Origin of the sequence: Pseudodonghicola sp., from assembly GCF_048268305.1 — a bacterium.
In the GTDB taxonomy this organism is placed as follows: Bacteria; Pseudomonadota; Alphaproteobacteria; order Rhodobacterales; family Rhodobacteraceae; genus Pseudodonghicola.
Map to the genome: position 1 here is coordinate 158,051 of NZ_JBLWVT010000004.1, position 14,228 is coordinate 172,278.

Annotated in this window: 11 protein-coding genes; 1 reads left to right on the forward strand and 10 read right to left on the reverse strand. The window is 67.7% G+C overall.

Features of this window, described 5'->3' with window-relative positions; genetic code table 11:
- The 5 genes from ACN0V4_RS08915 to ACN0V4_RS08935 are packed head-to-tail and all read right to left on the reverse strand — an operon-like array spanning position 1 to position 7,147.
- On the reverse strand, positions 1 to 843 hold the full coding sequence (locus tag ACN0V4_RS08915; protein ID WP_417675164.1) for an ABC transporter permease: 843 nt from the start codon (positions 841 to 843) through the stop codon (positions 1 to 3).
- 51 nt (positions 844 to 894) lie between these two features.
- Positions 895 to 1,932: an ABC transporter substrate-binding protein gene (locus tag ACN0V4_RS08920; protein ID WP_417675166.1), complete on the reverse strand. Its 1,038-nt coding sequence runs from the start codon at positions 1,930 to 1,932 to the stop codon at positions 895 to 897.
- A 44-nt stretch (positions 1,933 to 1,976) separates the two neighbouring features.
- Positions 1,977 to 3,974 (reverse strand): hydantoinase B/oxoprolinase family protein, encoded by a 1,998-nt coding sequence (locus ACN0V4_RS08925; RefSeq protein WP_417675168.1) that lies wholly within the window; start codon positions 3,972 to 3,974, stop codon positions 1,977 to 1,979.
- Complete coding sequence (locus ACN0V4_RS08930; protein ID WP_417675170.1) at positions 3,971 to 6,043, reverse strand: hydantoinase/oxoprolinase family protein; 2,073 nt, start codon at positions 6,041 to 6,043, stop codon at positions 3,971 to 3,973. The genes ACN0V4_RS08925 and ACN0V4_RS08930 overlap by 4 nt, the downstream gene beginning before the upstream one ends.
- 27 nt (positions 6,044 to 6,070) lie before the next feature.
- Positions 6,071 to 7,147: an ABC transporter ATP-binding protein gene (locus ACN0V4_RS08935; protein WP_417675172.1), complete on the reverse strand. Its 1,077-nt coding sequence runs from the start codon at positions 7,145 to 7,147 to the stop codon at positions 6,071 to 6,073.
- A 183-nt stretch (positions 7,148 to 7,330) separates the two neighbouring features.
- Here ACN0V4_RS08935 and ACN0V4_RS08940 point away from each other — a divergent pair, with 183 nt between their 5' ends.
- Positions 7,331 to 8,302, forward strand: a complete 972-nt coding sequence (locus ACN0V4_RS08940) for a LacI family DNA-binding transcriptional regulator (protein ID WP_417675174.1) — start codon at positions 7,331 to 7,333, stop codon at positions 8,300 to 8,302.
- 60 nt (positions 8,303 to 8,362) lie between these two features.
- Here ACN0V4_RS08940 and ACN0V4_RS08945 read toward each other — a convergent pair whose 3' ends face one another.
- From ACN0V4_RS08945 to ACN0V4_RS08965, 5 genes are read right to left on the reverse strand one after another with little or no spacing between them, the layout of a single operon-like run.
- Positions 8,363 to 9,577, reverse strand: coding sequence for a M24 family metallopeptidase (locus ACN0V4_RS08945; protein WP_417675176.1), 1,215 nt, complete (start codon positions 9,575 to 9,577; stop codon positions 8,363 to 8,365).
- A complete protein-coding gene (locus tag ACN0V4_RS08950) occupies positions 9,574 to 10,797 on the reverse strand; it encodes a M20 family metallopeptidase (protein WP_417675178.1) in 1,224 nt (407 codons plus the stop codon). Before ACN0V4_RS08950 ends, ACN0V4_RS08945 begins: the two co-directional genes overlap by 4 nt.
- A complete protein-coding gene (locus ACN0V4_RS08955) occupies positions 10,794 to 12,452 on the reverse strand; it encodes a dipeptide ABC transporter ATP-binding protein (RefSeq protein ID WP_417675180.1) in 1,659 nt (552 codons plus the stop codon). The genes ACN0V4_RS08950 and ACN0V4_RS08955 overlap by 4 nt, the downstream gene beginning before the upstream one ends.
- Positions 12,452 to 13,270, reverse strand: a complete 819-nt coding sequence (locus tag ACN0V4_RS08960; RefSeq protein WP_417675182.1) for an ABC transporter permease — start codon at positions 13,268 to 13,270, stop codon at positions 12,452 to 12,454. The genes ACN0V4_RS08955 and ACN0V4_RS08960 overlap by 1 nt, the downstream gene beginning before the upstream one ends.
- Complete coding sequence (locus tag ACN0V4_RS08965) at positions 13,263 to 14,213, reverse strand: ABC transporter permease (protein WP_417675184.1); 951 nt, start codon at positions 14,211 to 14,213, stop codon at positions 13,263 to 13,265. Before ACN0V4_RS08965 ends, ACN0V4_RS08960 begins: the two co-directional genes overlap by 8 nt.
- Positions 14,214 to 14,228: the final 15 nt, after the last annotated feature.

Sequence of the window (14,228 nt, forward strand, 5' to 3'; positions counted from 1 at the left end):
TCAGACCCCCTGGCGCCGGACCAGGCGCAGTTGCAGCCACAGGCAGGCGACGGCGATGACCAGAAGGATCGTGCTCATGGTCGAGGCCAGCGCGAAATCGCGGGTGGTGTTGAACTGCTGATAGATCAGCAGTGGCAGCGTCTGGAACCCGCCGCCCAGCAGCACCAGGGTGACGAAGGAACCGGTGGCGATCATGAAGACCAGGATCGCGCCGGTGCCGACCCCGTCGAGCGTCAGCGGCAGGGTGACCTCGAAGAAGGTGCGGATTTTCGAGGCGCCGAGGATCAGCGCGCCTTCCTCCAGCCGGCGGTCGACCCCCTGCAGCACCGAGGCGATGGAGAGGACCGCGAAGGGCACCAGCACATGCACCAGGGCGGCGATGGCGAGGCCGGGCGTGTTCAGCCAGCGCAGTGGCGCGTCCAGCAGGCCGAGGTCATGCACCAGCCATTGGTTGACCAGCCCGCGCCGGGCGAACAGCACCTGCCAGCCGAAGGTGCGCATGATGATCGAGGTGAGCAGAGGTGCGATCAGCAGGAAGATGATCAGCCCGGAGAGCCGCCCCGCCTTGCGCACCAGCACATAGGCCACCGGATAGGCGATCACCACCGAGATCGCGGTGACCGCGGCCGATAGCGCCACGGTCTCGACGATGACCCCCAGATAGAAACGGTCGGTCAGGAAGGCGACATAGCGCGCCAGAGTGATCCCGCCGGCATCGTCGCGGAACGAGCGCAGCGAATTGTCGAACAGCGGCATGACGAAGAACACCGCAAGAAAGACCAGCGCCGGCGCCAGCAGCAGGGCACGGCGGTATCGGGCGGCAAGGGATGCGGTGTCGGACATGGCGGTTCCTCAGGGCGGGGCTCCCGCCGGTGGCCCGGCGGGAGATGAGTGTTACATGCCGATTTCGCGGTTCCAGCGATCGACCCAGGCATTGCGAACGCGGGCGATCTCGGCATAGGGCGGCAGGTTGGCCTTGCTCAGCGGCGTGACCCGCGACGCCAGCTTCTCGCTGTACTGCACCTTGGTGTTGGTGACGCCGTAATTCAGGATCTCGGCGAACTTGGCCTGGTTCTCAGCCGCGAGCACCTCGTTCAGATAGTCCCAGGCGAGATCCGAGGCATGCTTGGGCTTCTGGATCGCCACTGCGGTCATCGCGCCGCCCTCTTCGGGATTGATGAAGTCGATCCAGTCGACCCCCTCGTCGACATGGTTCCAGGTGCGACCGTCGAAATAGATCCCCAGATCGGCCTCGCCCGAGGCCAGGTGGTTGAAGAAGTCGTTCGGCCCGGCCCAGAACACCAGGTTCGGTTTCATCTTCGCCATCGCCGCGAAGAAGGGGTCGACATTGTCGACGGTGCCGCCAAGCGCGTGGTTCATCGCCCAGATGAAGAACACCGGGGTAACGCCATAGGAGATCGAGGGAACGGAGGCGACGAATTCGCCGGCTGACACCCGATCGACGAAGGCGGCAAAGCTTTTCGGCGGCTCTGCAACCGTCTGCTTGTTGTAGGTGATGCCGCCGACGCCATAGTCGAAATAGGTCCCCTTGCCGAGACAGGCGTCGGTGAACTCCTGCGGGATATTGGCAAGGTTGGGCAGCTTGTCGACGGTGAAATCGTCCATCAGATCGCCTTCGGCCGCGATCACGGCCAGATCGGGCGTCATGATCAGCACGTCGAGCGGCGGGGTCTCCGGATTGGCCTCGACCTGGGCCAGCCATTGCGCCGGCCCACCGAGCGACACGGTGGCGGTGGCACCGGTCTTGGCCTCGAAGGGGGCGACAAAGCAATCGCGGATCGCCTTTTCCCACACGCCGCCATAGGCGGTGACGTTCAGCGTGCCACCGGCGGCGCGCAGGGGCTGGCCGCTCAGGCCGATCAGGCCGCTGGCGGCGGCACTGCCAAGAAAGGTGCGTCTGTTCAGTTTCATCGGGCTCTCCGTTGGGGATGTGGCCGGTCGCTCCCGGCTCTGGTTCACAGGGTGCTCAGACAGGTTTCAAGACGTTTGACCGCCGCTTCGCGCTGGGTGTCGCTGGCGGGGGTGCGGGGGAAGGTCGAGGGGAGATCGGCCAGCACGGTTTCGAAGATCTCGCGCCGGCGGCTGTGGCGGCGCGACAGCGGCAGCGCCAGCAGGGCGGCGTTCAGCCGATCCATCCGCGCCGGGCTGAAGATGCTGTCCCAGGTGTCGCGTTCGGGGCCGAAGATGGTGCCCGTGGCGCCCTTGGTGTCGCTGCGCAGCGCCCGGGTCGCCTCCAGGTCGAGCTGCCCGGCGCAAAGCGCCACGCCATAGGTGCGCCGCGCGGCATCCGGGGTGACGAAGCCGGCCTCGATATCGGCCAGCACCGCCGCCGGGTCGCGCTGCATCGGATCGCCCCAGCCGCCGGCGCCGGGGGTGCGGAAGGTGACGATATCGCCGGCCTCGACCTCGAGCACGTCGATCTTGCCCAAGCGGCGTTCGCGCGGCTGGCCTTCGTTCACCACCAGCGATCCGGGCAGCCCGGGCTGGCCGCCGGCCTGCCCCCAGGGACGGAACAGCAGCCGTTCCATGCCGCGGCCCAGCACGTGGGATCCATCGGTCAGCACCCGGAACGACAGCTCCATGCCGCAGCCGCCGCGCCATTGGCCGGCACCGCCGGAATCCGGGCGCAGGCTGTATTGCAGCACCTCGACGCCAAGCTCGGCTTCGACCGTCTCGACCGGGTTGTTGGCAAGGTTGGAAATGCCGCTGTCGCGCCCGTCGACGCCGTCATGCCCCTGCCGTGCGCCGGTGCCGCCGATCAGCGGTTCGATCACCTGCACCATGCGGCCGCCATGGGCGGCCGGTTCGCTCATCACGATGGGGATCACCGTGCCCGAGGCGGCGGCGGGCATCACCTGGGGCAACGCCAGGCCGAAGGCGCCGTTCAGGATGTCGTTTACCCGGATCGCTGCCGCATGGCGCACGCCGGTGGCGGCGGGTTCCTCGGGGTTCACCAGGCTGCCCTTGGGCGTGGTGACCGACAGCGGCGCCAAAAGACCCGCGTTCAGCGGCGCGTGGCGGTCCAGCGTCTGCACCAGCGCCAGCATCCGCAGCGTCAGCCAGGCATGCGGCCGCCCGCAAGAGGGGATGTTCATCGCGGTCGCCACCTGCGGATCGGTGCCGGTGAAATCCAGATGGATCTTGCCCTCGGCGATCTCAACCGTCACCGACAGGCGCACCGGCAACCGGCTGGCGGCATCGTCGTCGAGATAGTCGGAAAAGCTGTAGCGGCCTTCGGGGATTTGCCGCAGCACCGCCTCGGCCTTGCCGGCGGCATAGTCCATCAGCGCCTTTTGCGCCACGGCCAGCTCTGCCGCGGCGTGCTGTTCCAGCATCTGCGCCAGACGCCGCCGGCCGGTCGCCAGCGAAGCGAGCATGGCGCGGATGTCGCCCATATTGGCCTCGGGGGTGCGGGAATTGGCGTCGAGGAACAGTTTCACCTCGGCCGACATCTCGCCCCGCCTCATCAGCTTGACCGGCGGGATGCGCAGCCCCTCCTGGAAGATCTCGGTATTGACCGGCGAGATCGAGGAGGCGACGCGGCCGCCCACGTCGGAACAGTGAACGAAGCACCAGCCATAGGCGACGATGGCGCCATCGTGGAAATAGGGCTCGATCATATGGAGATCAGGCAGGTGGGTGGCGAGCCCGACCGAGCGATAGGGATCGTTGGTCAGGATCACGTCGCCGGGCTCCAAGGGTCCGCCGGCGGCGACCGCGGCCTCGATCGCGGGCAGGCATTCCAGCCCGACGAAGCCGGAAACCCCGATCGAGCGGGGATAGGCGAAGAACCGGCCATCCGCCCCGGCCAGCGCACAGGCGAAATCGGCGGTTTCCTTGACATAGAGCGTGCGTCCGGTGCGCTGCAGGGTCAGGCACATCTCCTCGGTGACCGAGGCGAACTTGTTGCCGAGGATCTCGAGCAGGACGGGGTCCAGGGTCTCCTGCGTCATGCCTTGGTCCTTTCGATGACGATATTGCCCCGGGCGTCGACCGTGCCGGTCCAACCGGGAAGAATGACGGTGGTGGTCTCTGGCTGTTCGATCACCGCCGGGCCGGGCAGGAGGGCCCCGGCGCCAAGCGTCTCGCGATCATGGATGCGGGCCTCGTGCCAGGCGCCCTTGTGGAACAGGGGCCGCAGGACGCGCACCGGGGCGGCGCCATCGACGCCGGTGGCGGCAGAGGCGGCCAGCGGATGGCCGGCGCCGATCATGGCCAGCCGGATGGTGCCGATCTCGACCGGGGCGCCGATGTCGCGGAAGCCATAGATCCGTTCATGTTCGCGGTGGAAGGCCTCGGCCAGGGCGACGACATCGGCGCCGGGCTCCAGTTCCACCCGCAGCTCATAGGCCTGGCCGGCATAGCGCATGTCGGCTGAGCGTTCGGCGCGGCGCCCCTCGATCAGCGGCAGCTCGGCGTCGAGCCAGGCGTTGCCCTCGGCCTCCAGCGCGGCAAAGACGCCTTCGGTCTGCGCGGCGGTCTCGGCACTGAGCGCGACGCGCAGCGAGCGGACGAAATCGCGCCGCAGATCGGCGCCGGCAGCGCCCATGGCGCAATAGGCGCCGGCTGCCTGGGGCACCAGGATCCGGTCAATGCCGATCTCCTCGGCCAGCAGGTTAGCATGCGTCGGCCCGGCGCCGCCGAAGGGCAGCAGCACGAAATCGCGCGGGTCGAGCCCGCGTTCGGCCATGGTGCGGAACAGTGACCCCGCCATGCCGGCCGAGGCGACCGAGAGAGCCCCTTCGGCCAGGCGCGCCGGACGGTCGTCGCCGGTCATGCCGATGCGTTCGGCCACGGTATCGAGCGCGGCACGGGCGGCCTCGCCATCAAGCGGCATGCGGCCGCCGCCGAAATTCGCCGGATCGATGAAGCCCGCGGCGATGAAACAGTCGGTCACCGCCGGTTCGGTGCCCCCTTGGCCGTAGGAAACCGGGCCCGGGAAGGCGCCGGCGCTGTGCGGGCCGACCTTGAGGATGCCCAGCGCATCGGCCCAGACGATGGAGCCGCCACCGGCGCCGATGGCGTTCACGTCGACCACCGGCAGCACCAGCGGCAGGCCGCCGATATCGGTGCGGGTGGCGATGCCGGCGACGCCATCGGTCGCCACCGCCATGTCGGAGGAGGTGCCGCCCATGTCGAAGGTGATGATGTTCTGCATCCCCGACTGGCTGGCCTGCCGCACCGCCGCCATCACGCCTGAGGCCGGGCCGGACAGGATGGTTTCCACCGGCCGCGCCACCGCCGAGCCGACCGAGAGACTGCCGCCGTTCGAGGCGGTGACCAGCAGGGGCGCGGTCACTCCGATCCGCTCCAACCCTTTGGTGAGGCGATTGAAATAGGCGTCCATCAGCGGCTGGATATAGGCGTTCAGGCAAGCCACCAGGGTGCGTTCGTATTCGCGGATCTCGGGCCAGATCGTCGCGGCCGAGGTGATCGACAGCGCCTCGATCCGGTCGGACAGGGCGGCGGCGATGCGGCCCTCGGTCTCGGGATCGGCATAGCCGTTGATTAGCATCAGCGCCGCCGCGTCGAGGTTGAGCGCGGCAATCTCCTGCGCCACCCGGTCCAGTTCGGCGGCGTCGGGCTCGCGGCTCAGTCGGCCGGCGCGGTCGAAACGGGCGTCGATCTCGATCACCCGGGCGCGGGGCACCAATGGCACCTCCTTGTCGGCGTGCAGATCGAAGGAGGAGGGCATGCGGCAGCGGGCGATTTCCAGGATGTCGCGAAAGCCCTTCGACACGATCAGCCCGATCCGGGCGCCGCGCCGCTGGATGATGGCGTTCAACCCGATGGTGGTGCCATGCATCAGGCCGCCGATTTCCTCGGGGCCGACGCCCTCGCGATCGAGGAACTTTTCAAGCCCCTCGATCAGCGCGCGCGACGGGTCATCGGGGGTGGAGGGCTCCTTGAACAACGCGACGCGGCCGGTGTCGGCATCGGCCATGACGAAATCGGTGAAGGTTCCGCCGACGTCGATGCCGATTCTCAGGCGCCCCTGTGATCCCGTGGCAGTATCTTTCATGTCTTCTCTCATTCTTCGCCCTCTGGCTCAGGCCGTCACGATGATGCTGTCTTCGGCCGGCCAGCCGAGGCTCAGCCGGTCGCCGATGGCGAGGCCTTCGGCGCCAAGCGCGGCGTCGGCCTGCCGATAGGCGGTGATCTCCACCCCGGTGGCGTCCAGGGCGATGCGATAGGCGGCATAGGAGCCGCGGAAGGAGCTGGCGATCACCCGCCCGGCAAGCTGCACCGGCAGGCCGGCGGCGGCGCCGCCCAGCACCACCCGTTCGGGACGGATCGACAGGGTCAGCGCGCTGCCCGGCATCGCCGGGGCGGGCAGCGGTAGCGACCCGGCCACACTCTCAAGCATCTTGCCATCGGCGCCGACCTTGCCTTCGAACAGATTCGAGGTGCCAAGGAAGGTCGCCACGAAGGCGGTTTGCGGCCGGTCGTAGATTTCGTTTGGCGCGCCAAGCTGCAGGATGCGACCGCCGTTCATCACCGCGATCTGGTCGGACATCGACATCGCTTCTTCCTGATCATGGGTGACCAGTAGGGTGGTGATCTCAAGCCGCTGCTGCATCTCGCGGATTTCGAACTGCATGCTCTCGCGCAGCGCCTTGTCGAGCGCGCCGAGCGGTTCGTCCAGCAGCAGGACGCGGGGGTTGACCACCAGCGCCCGGGCGAGGGCGACGCGCTGTTGCTGCCCGCCGGAGAGCTGCGCAGGAAAGACATCTTCCCGCCCGGACAGATGCACCATGTCGAGCATGCGGCGCACCTCCTCGGTCTGGGTCTGCCGCGAGGCGCCGGCCATCCGCAGGCCGAAGGCGATGTTTTCCGCCACCGTGCGATGGGGGAACAGCGAATAGCTCTGGAACACCATGCCCAGACCGCGGCGATTGGGGGCGAGCCGGGTCACATCCTCGGCCCCGATCTCGATCCGGCCGGAATCCGGCTGTTCGAACCCCGCGACCATGCGCAGGGTGGTGGTCTTGCCGCAGCCCGACGGCCCGAGCAGGGAGACGAGCGCGCCGGGGGCGACCGCGAGATCCAGATTGTCGACCGCCATGAGAGCGCCGAATTTCTTGCGGATCGCGGAAAGGGTCAGGGCAGATGGCGCGTCGGTCATGCAGGCTCCACTGGTGCCGGAAAGGCGTCTGTATTGAATTTGTAGCGCTACAAATTCTTTGTAAAGCGCAAATCGCGGTGCCCGGGGCCTCTTGTCAATCGGGGCGCCCCGCCGCATCCTGCTGCAAGCCAGAGAGACAGCATGCCTGACGCGCCAAGATCCGAAGTTCAGAAAAGACTGACGATGCAAGACGTTGCGCGGGCCGCTGGCGTGTCCCCCATGACCGTGTCCAATTGCTTTCGCTATCCGGACCGGGTGCAGGAAAAAACCCGCAACGCTGTGCTGAAGATGGCTTCGGAAATGGGCTATGTGCCCAATTTGTCGGCCGGACTTCTGGCGGCGGGCAGCAGTCAGGTGATCGGCGCGGTGCTGCCGTCGATGCGGAACTCCTCCTTCTACAACTATACCGTCGGCCTGCGCCGGGCCGCCGCCGAGCGGGGCTATCAGTTGATCACGATGATCGCCGAAACCCCGGAGGAGGAGCTTGCCGCGGTGCAGAGCCTGCTGGGCTTGCGGGTCGCCGGGCTGGCACTTGTGGCCGGGCCGCATCTGCCGGAACTGCGCCGCCTGCTGGATCGTGCCGATACCCCGGTCGTCGAAAGCTGGGGCGGGGAGCAGGCGATCGGCCGCGGCGTCGGCTATGATGTGGGCGCGGCCAGCCGGCAGTTGACCCGACATCTGATCGCTCAGGGGCGCCGGCGCATCGGGTTTGTCGAGGTTTCGGGCGGTGGCGGCCAGCGCTATTCGATGCGCCTGCCGGCCTTCCGGCAGGAGATGTTCGCCGCCGGCCTCGCCGACGATCTGGTGCTGACGGTCCGGGCGGCCGACGGTTTCGGCGCCGGGGCGCGGATCGTGGACGAGTTTCTGGCGCGGGACGCGCGCCTCGACGCGATCCTCTGCCCGACCGATGTGGTCGCGGTTGGCGCCGTTTTCGAATGCAATCGCCGCGGGCTGGAGGTTCCGGGAGAGGTCGCGGTGGCGGGCTGGGGCGATTACGACATCGGCCGGCAGCTCTATCCGACGCTGACGACGATCGTGCCCTATGCGGACGAGATCGGGACCGGGGCGATCACGGTCCTGCTCGACCCCAAACTTCGCGCGGTCGCGGCGCCGCTGCGCACCCGCTTTGCGCTGGAAATCCGTCAGAGCGCCTGATGGGGCGGCACTTGGCTCCCTCCGCCGCCATTCCGCGGCAGGCGGTCCGCGCCGCCTTGGTCACAGGTTCCAGAGTTGCAGCGGCAGGTCGCTGAAGGTCTCGGCCCCCTGGCCGTCCTCACCGATGGCGAAGGTCTGGCCGATGCCGGCGGTCAGCCCGGTGGTGGCGTCGGGGATCATGATATGGACGAAGAAGACCATCCCCGGCTCCAGCACCAGCGGATTGCCGGTATAGATCATCGGCGGCACATCCATCCAGGTCGGCTTGAAGGTGCACCCCAGCGCATAGCCGCAGGCGGCATAGCGCGCCTTGGCATAGCCGGCGGCGTCCAGTACCCGGCGGTGGATGTCGTCCAGCGTGCCGAGCCGCGCGCCAGGAACCGCTGCTTCCTTGATCTGGGTGAGCGCGTCGATCGCCACATCCATCTGGGTCTGCTGGCGCGGATCGACCCGCCCGGTCACCGCGGTATGTTCGATCACCACATGATAGCGGCAGGCGGAGCCGGCAAGCTCGATCAGGATCTGGTCATTCTCCTCCAGCCGGCGCGGGCCCCCCATGCCGCGCCCGAACAGGGCGCGGGGGCCGACGTTCAGCAGCGGCCCGCCCGAGGGCATGTCGGCCCCGGCGGCGAGCTGGGCCGTGATGGCGGCGCCCGACATTGTGGTGTCGAAGACGCCGGGTTTTGCCGCATCGAAGGCGGCAATGACGGCGATATCGGCCAGATGGCCGGCGGCGCGGGTCATCTCCAGTTCGGCCGGCGATTTCACCAGCCGCAGCCGGCGCACCACATGCGAGGCGTCCGACAGGGTGACGAAGCCGGCAAGATTGGCCTCCACCCGCTGCCAGTTGGCGGCGGTCAGCCCGTGGCTGTCCATCTCGACCCCGACCTTGCCGCCGGTCACGCCCAGCTCGGCGAGGATCTCGCGCAGTTCTGCCGCGGGGTCGGCGTCCTCGGCGTTCAGCCAGATGCGCACCTCGTCATAGAGCGAGGCAACCTCGGCTTGGCGCTTGTCCGGGGTGCGGGTCAGCACCACGGTCTTGTCGTCACTGGCAGTGATCACGCCGACCTGAAAGAAGACATACCCGGCGGTGTCGAAGCCGGTCAGGTAATAATGGCTCTCCTGCGCGAAGATCAGCAGCGCGTCGAGCCCCTCGGCCGCCAGCCGGGCGCGGGTGCGGGCCAGTCGGGCGCGATATTCGGTCTCGGGAAAGCGCAGCGCGACGCTGCGACCGCTGCCGGTGCGGCCGGGGTATTCCTGATCCAGGGCGATCATGCGACCTCGCAGATGTGACAGAGGGTGAGAAGATAGATGCGGATGCAATCGAGATAATCGGCGATGTCGACCCGCTCATCCGGCATGGTATTGTATCGCCCGCCGGGGCCGCAGACCACGCCGGTCATGCCGCCGTGCTTGAACAGATGGCCGGCATCAGTGCCGAAAAAGCCCGGCGGGGTGATGGCGCCGGTCGGCTGATCCGTGCCCCGCACCGCCTTGTAGGCGGCATTCAGCGCGGTGACGATCGGGCTGTCCTTGGCGACCTCGAAGGCGGGCATGATCGGGCGATCCGCGCGCGCCTCGGCCCGGACCTCGGCCTTCAGCCCGGGGTGGCGGGCGCAAAGCCCATCCAGCACCTTGCGGATATCGGCCAGCGCGTTGTCCTGCGTCTGCCCGGGACCATAGCGGCCCGATCCCTTGAGGCGGACGAAATCGGCCACCTGCGGCGGGCGCCATTCGTGCAGATCGCGCCCCAGCGCCCCGTGCATCACCCCGACATGGACCCGGTTGATCGATCGGTGTTCCTCGCTCGGCGCGTCGGAAAAGGTCAGATCGCTCAGCTCCGGCACCAGCTCGCAGGCGGCGAGGATGGCATCCACCGCCTCCTCGCGTTTCGACAGATGCCGGGTCACGCCCTCCAGCTCGATGACGAAGGTGAAGGCCTCGGCGTGCATGGTGATCGCCTGCAGGTCCGAAGGCTCCGAGTTGATGAAATAATCGGCGCGCAGCCCGCTCTTCACCGCCGCATAGGTGCCGACGCCGCCCTGCAGCTCGCCGATCACGAAGGTCAGGATGACATCGCCCTTCAGCCGCACGCCCCGTTCGATCAGGCTGCGCAGGGCGCAGAGATAGGCGGCATCGCCCGCCTTCATGTTCGACACGCCGATGCCATAGATGAAGGTGTCGTCCACCAGCCCGCCCCAGGGATCGACTGTCCAGCCCTCGGTCGCCGGGTTGGTGTCGAGATGGCCGTTGAACAGCAGGCTCTTGCCGCCGCCGGTGCCGCGCCAGATGCCGATGGCGTTCACCCGCTCCCCCTCGACTGGCATCAGATAGGCCTCATCCAGGCCCATGTCCTGCATCAGCCTGACCATATGTTCGGCCAGCACCCGTTCGCCGGGGGTCTCGGTATAGGATTTGTGCCGGACCATCTCGGAAAGGGTCGCGAGGCAGGCCTCTTCGTCAATCGAACGGGCTAGGGCAAGGGGATCGGTCATTTTACGGGAACCTCGGGCAGGGGAGAGAGGGCATGGGCCACCGGCACCGCGTTCAGCAGCGCGCGGGTGTAATCGGCGCGTTCGGGCCGCTCGGCATCGGCGGCGGCGAAACTGTCGACCAGCTCGCCCTGGCGCATCACCACGATACGATGGGCCAATTGGCGGATCAGGTTCAGGTCATGGGTGATGAAAAGACAGGCGGCGCCGCTCTTGGCCTGAAGATCGACCAGCAGCCGGGCCACCGCCGCCTGCACCGAGACGTCGAGCGCGGCGGTGATCTCGTCGCAGATCACCAGCTTGGGTTCGGCGGCAAAGGCGCGGGCGATGGCGACGCGCTGTTTCTGTCCGCCGGACAGCTGATGCGGATAGCGGCTGGCGAATTCGGGCGGCAGCAGCACCATCTCGAGAAGCTTGGCCACCCGCGCCTTCACCTGCGCCGCCGGCACGATGTCATAGAGCCTGAGTGGGCGCGACAGGATGCGGCCGATGGTTTCGCGCGGGTTGAGGCTGGCGTCGGGGTGCTGAAACACGATCTGCACGTCACGGCGATAGGCGCGGTCGAAATCCTCGCGCCGGTCGAAGTGGCGGCCGTCGAAGGTGATTCGCCCCTCGAAGGGGGTCAGCCCGGTCGCGGCCTTTGCGATGGTCGATTTGCCCGACCCGCTTTCGCCGACCACGCCGAGCAGTTCGCCGGCGCGCAGGTCGAAGGACATCTCCCTGGCGCCCAGATGCGCCTTGGCCTTGGGGTCGAGCAGCCGGGTCAGCCAGCCCGGGTCGTTATAGCGCACGCTGATCTTGTCGAGCCTCAGCAGCGGCGTCTCGATCTTGGGCTCGGCCACCGCGATGCGGTCCTGCGGCCGCGGCAGCGCCTCCAGCAGGCGGCGAGTATAGGGGTGTTCGGGCCGGTTGAACACGGTCTCAACATCGCCGGCCTCCACCACCTCGCCCTGATAGAGCACCGAGACGGTATCGGCGATCCGCGACACCAGCCCCAGATCGTGCGAGATATAAAGCGCCGCCACCCCGGTTTCCTCGCGCAGCTTGACGAAGAGTTCCAGGATCTGCTGCGCGGTGAGGATGTCGAGCGCGGTGGTCGGCTCGTCGAAGATGATCAGCTCGGGCGCGCAGGCGAAGGCGGTGGCGATGATGACGCGCTGCTTTTCCCCGCCCGAGGCCTCGTGCGGATAGCGCCGCATCAGTTGCGCCGGATTGCGGATGCCGGTGCGGGTCAGTGCTGCTTCGGCCTCGTGTCGGGCCTCCTTCGGCGTCATGCCGCGGTGGCGGATCAGCACCTCGGTCACCTGATCGCCGAGCCGCATCGAGGGGTTGAGCGCCGCGCTCGGATCTTGGAAGACCATCGAGACGCGCTTGCCGCGCAGATCCGACAGGGCGCGCGGGCTCTTGCTCAGCATGTCCTCGCCATCGAGCAGGATGGCGCCGCCCAACTCGCGGGCGTTGCCCGGCAGGGCGCGGGTGATCGCCCAGGCCAGCGTCGACTTGCCCGAGCCGCTTTCGCCGACGATGGCGTGGGTTTCACCCGGGGCGATGCGCAGGGTGACCTTCTTCAGGGCGTCGACCCGGCCGTCCTCGGTGTCATAGCCGAGCGAATACTCCCAGACATCGAGCACCGGGCGAGGCTTCGGGGATACGGACATCAGCGGCTCCGTTTCGGGTCGAAGGCGTCGCGCAGGGCGTCACCGAACAGGTTGAAGCCCATCGCCGTCATGGCGATGGCGATGCCGGGGATGGCGACGCACCAGGGATTGCGGAACATGAACTGCCGCGCTTCCGAGACCATCAGCCCCCATTCGGTCGAGGGCGGCTGGGCGCCGAGGCCGAGAAAGCCGAGCGTGGCGCCGATCATGATGGCGAAACTGACCCGGATGGTGGCTTCCACGATGATTGGCCCCAGGGCGTTTGGCAGCACCTCGCGGAAGACGATCCAGGTGCGGGATTCGCCGCGGGCGATGGCGGCCAGCACATATTCCCGTGTGCGCACCGACAGGACCGAGGATCGCGCGACGCGGGCCATGCCGGGGGTGAAGGTAACGGCCACCGCCAGCAGCGCCTGGCCGGTGCCGCCGCCCAGGAAGGTGACGATCAGCAGGGTGAACAGCAGCTCCGGCATCGCCAGAAGGCCATCGAGCAACCGCATGATCAGGCTGTCGGTGCGGCCGCCGGCGACCCCGGCGATCACCCCGATGACCGAGCCGACGCCGACGCCGAGCGCGGTGGCTCCCAGCCCGAAGAAGACGGTGGAGGGGGCGCCGGTCAGGATGCGGGACAGGATATCGCGACCATATTGGTCGGTGCCCAGCAGGAATTGCAGGCTCGGCGCCTCAAGCCGGTTGCGGGGGTGGAACTGCTGCGGGTCGAAGGGGGCGAGCCAGGGGCCGAACAGGGCGATGGACAGCACGATGATCAGCAGGAGCGTGCCGGCGATCCCGTTGGGAGAGGAGAGGATCTTACGCATAGCGCACTCTCGGGTCGAGTTTGGCGATGATCAGATCGGCCAGCAGGTTCGATAGCGCATAGACCACGGCGAGCAGGAGGGTGATCGCCTGGATCACCGGCAGGTCGCGGTTCTGCAGCGCATAGATCAGCAACCGGCCCAGCCCGGGCCAGGCGAAGATCTCCTCGACCACGATGATGCCGCCCAGCAGATAGCCGATGTCGAGCGAGATCACCGCCACCGCCGGGGCCAGCGAATTGGGCAAAGCATGGCGCCAGATCACCCGGCCTTCGCTCAACCCCTTGAGCCGGGCGGCGCGGACATAGTCCGACGACAGCACCTCGGACATCTCGGACCGCACCTGGCGCGAGATATGGGCCATCAGGATCAGCCCCAGCGTCATCGCCGGCAGCACCGCGTGATCGAGGAACGAGGGCAGATCCTCGGTCGGCGGGGTAAAGCCGCCAGCCGGGAAGATCGGGTTCTCCGGCCGGGCAAAGACCACCAGCAGGAGCGTCGCGGTGACGAACTCGGGCAGGGCGGTGCCGACATAGGAGAAGAGACCGATCACGGTGTCGACGATCGTGCCCCGCTTGATCGCCGCGAGGGCGCCAAGCGGGATCGCGATCACGGTGACGGTGGCCAGCGCGATGCCGGCCAGCCAGAGGGAGTTCACGAAGGCGCCGCCCACAACATCCGAGACCGGCAGTCCCAGCCGCAGCGACATGCCGAAATTCCCCTGCAGCACCCCGCCGATCCAATGAAGATATTGCAGGTGGAGCGGCTGATCGAGGCCGAGCTGGCGTTCGAGCGCGGCGAGGTTTTCAGGGGTCGCATTTTCGCCCAGGATCATCAGCGCGGCGTTGCCGGGCAGCACATTGGTGATCGCGAAGACCGCGAGTGTGACAATGGCCAGGACGACAATCACCGCGCCCAGGCGCCGGATCAGATAGCTGAGGCTCACGCGTTCGTTTCCCCG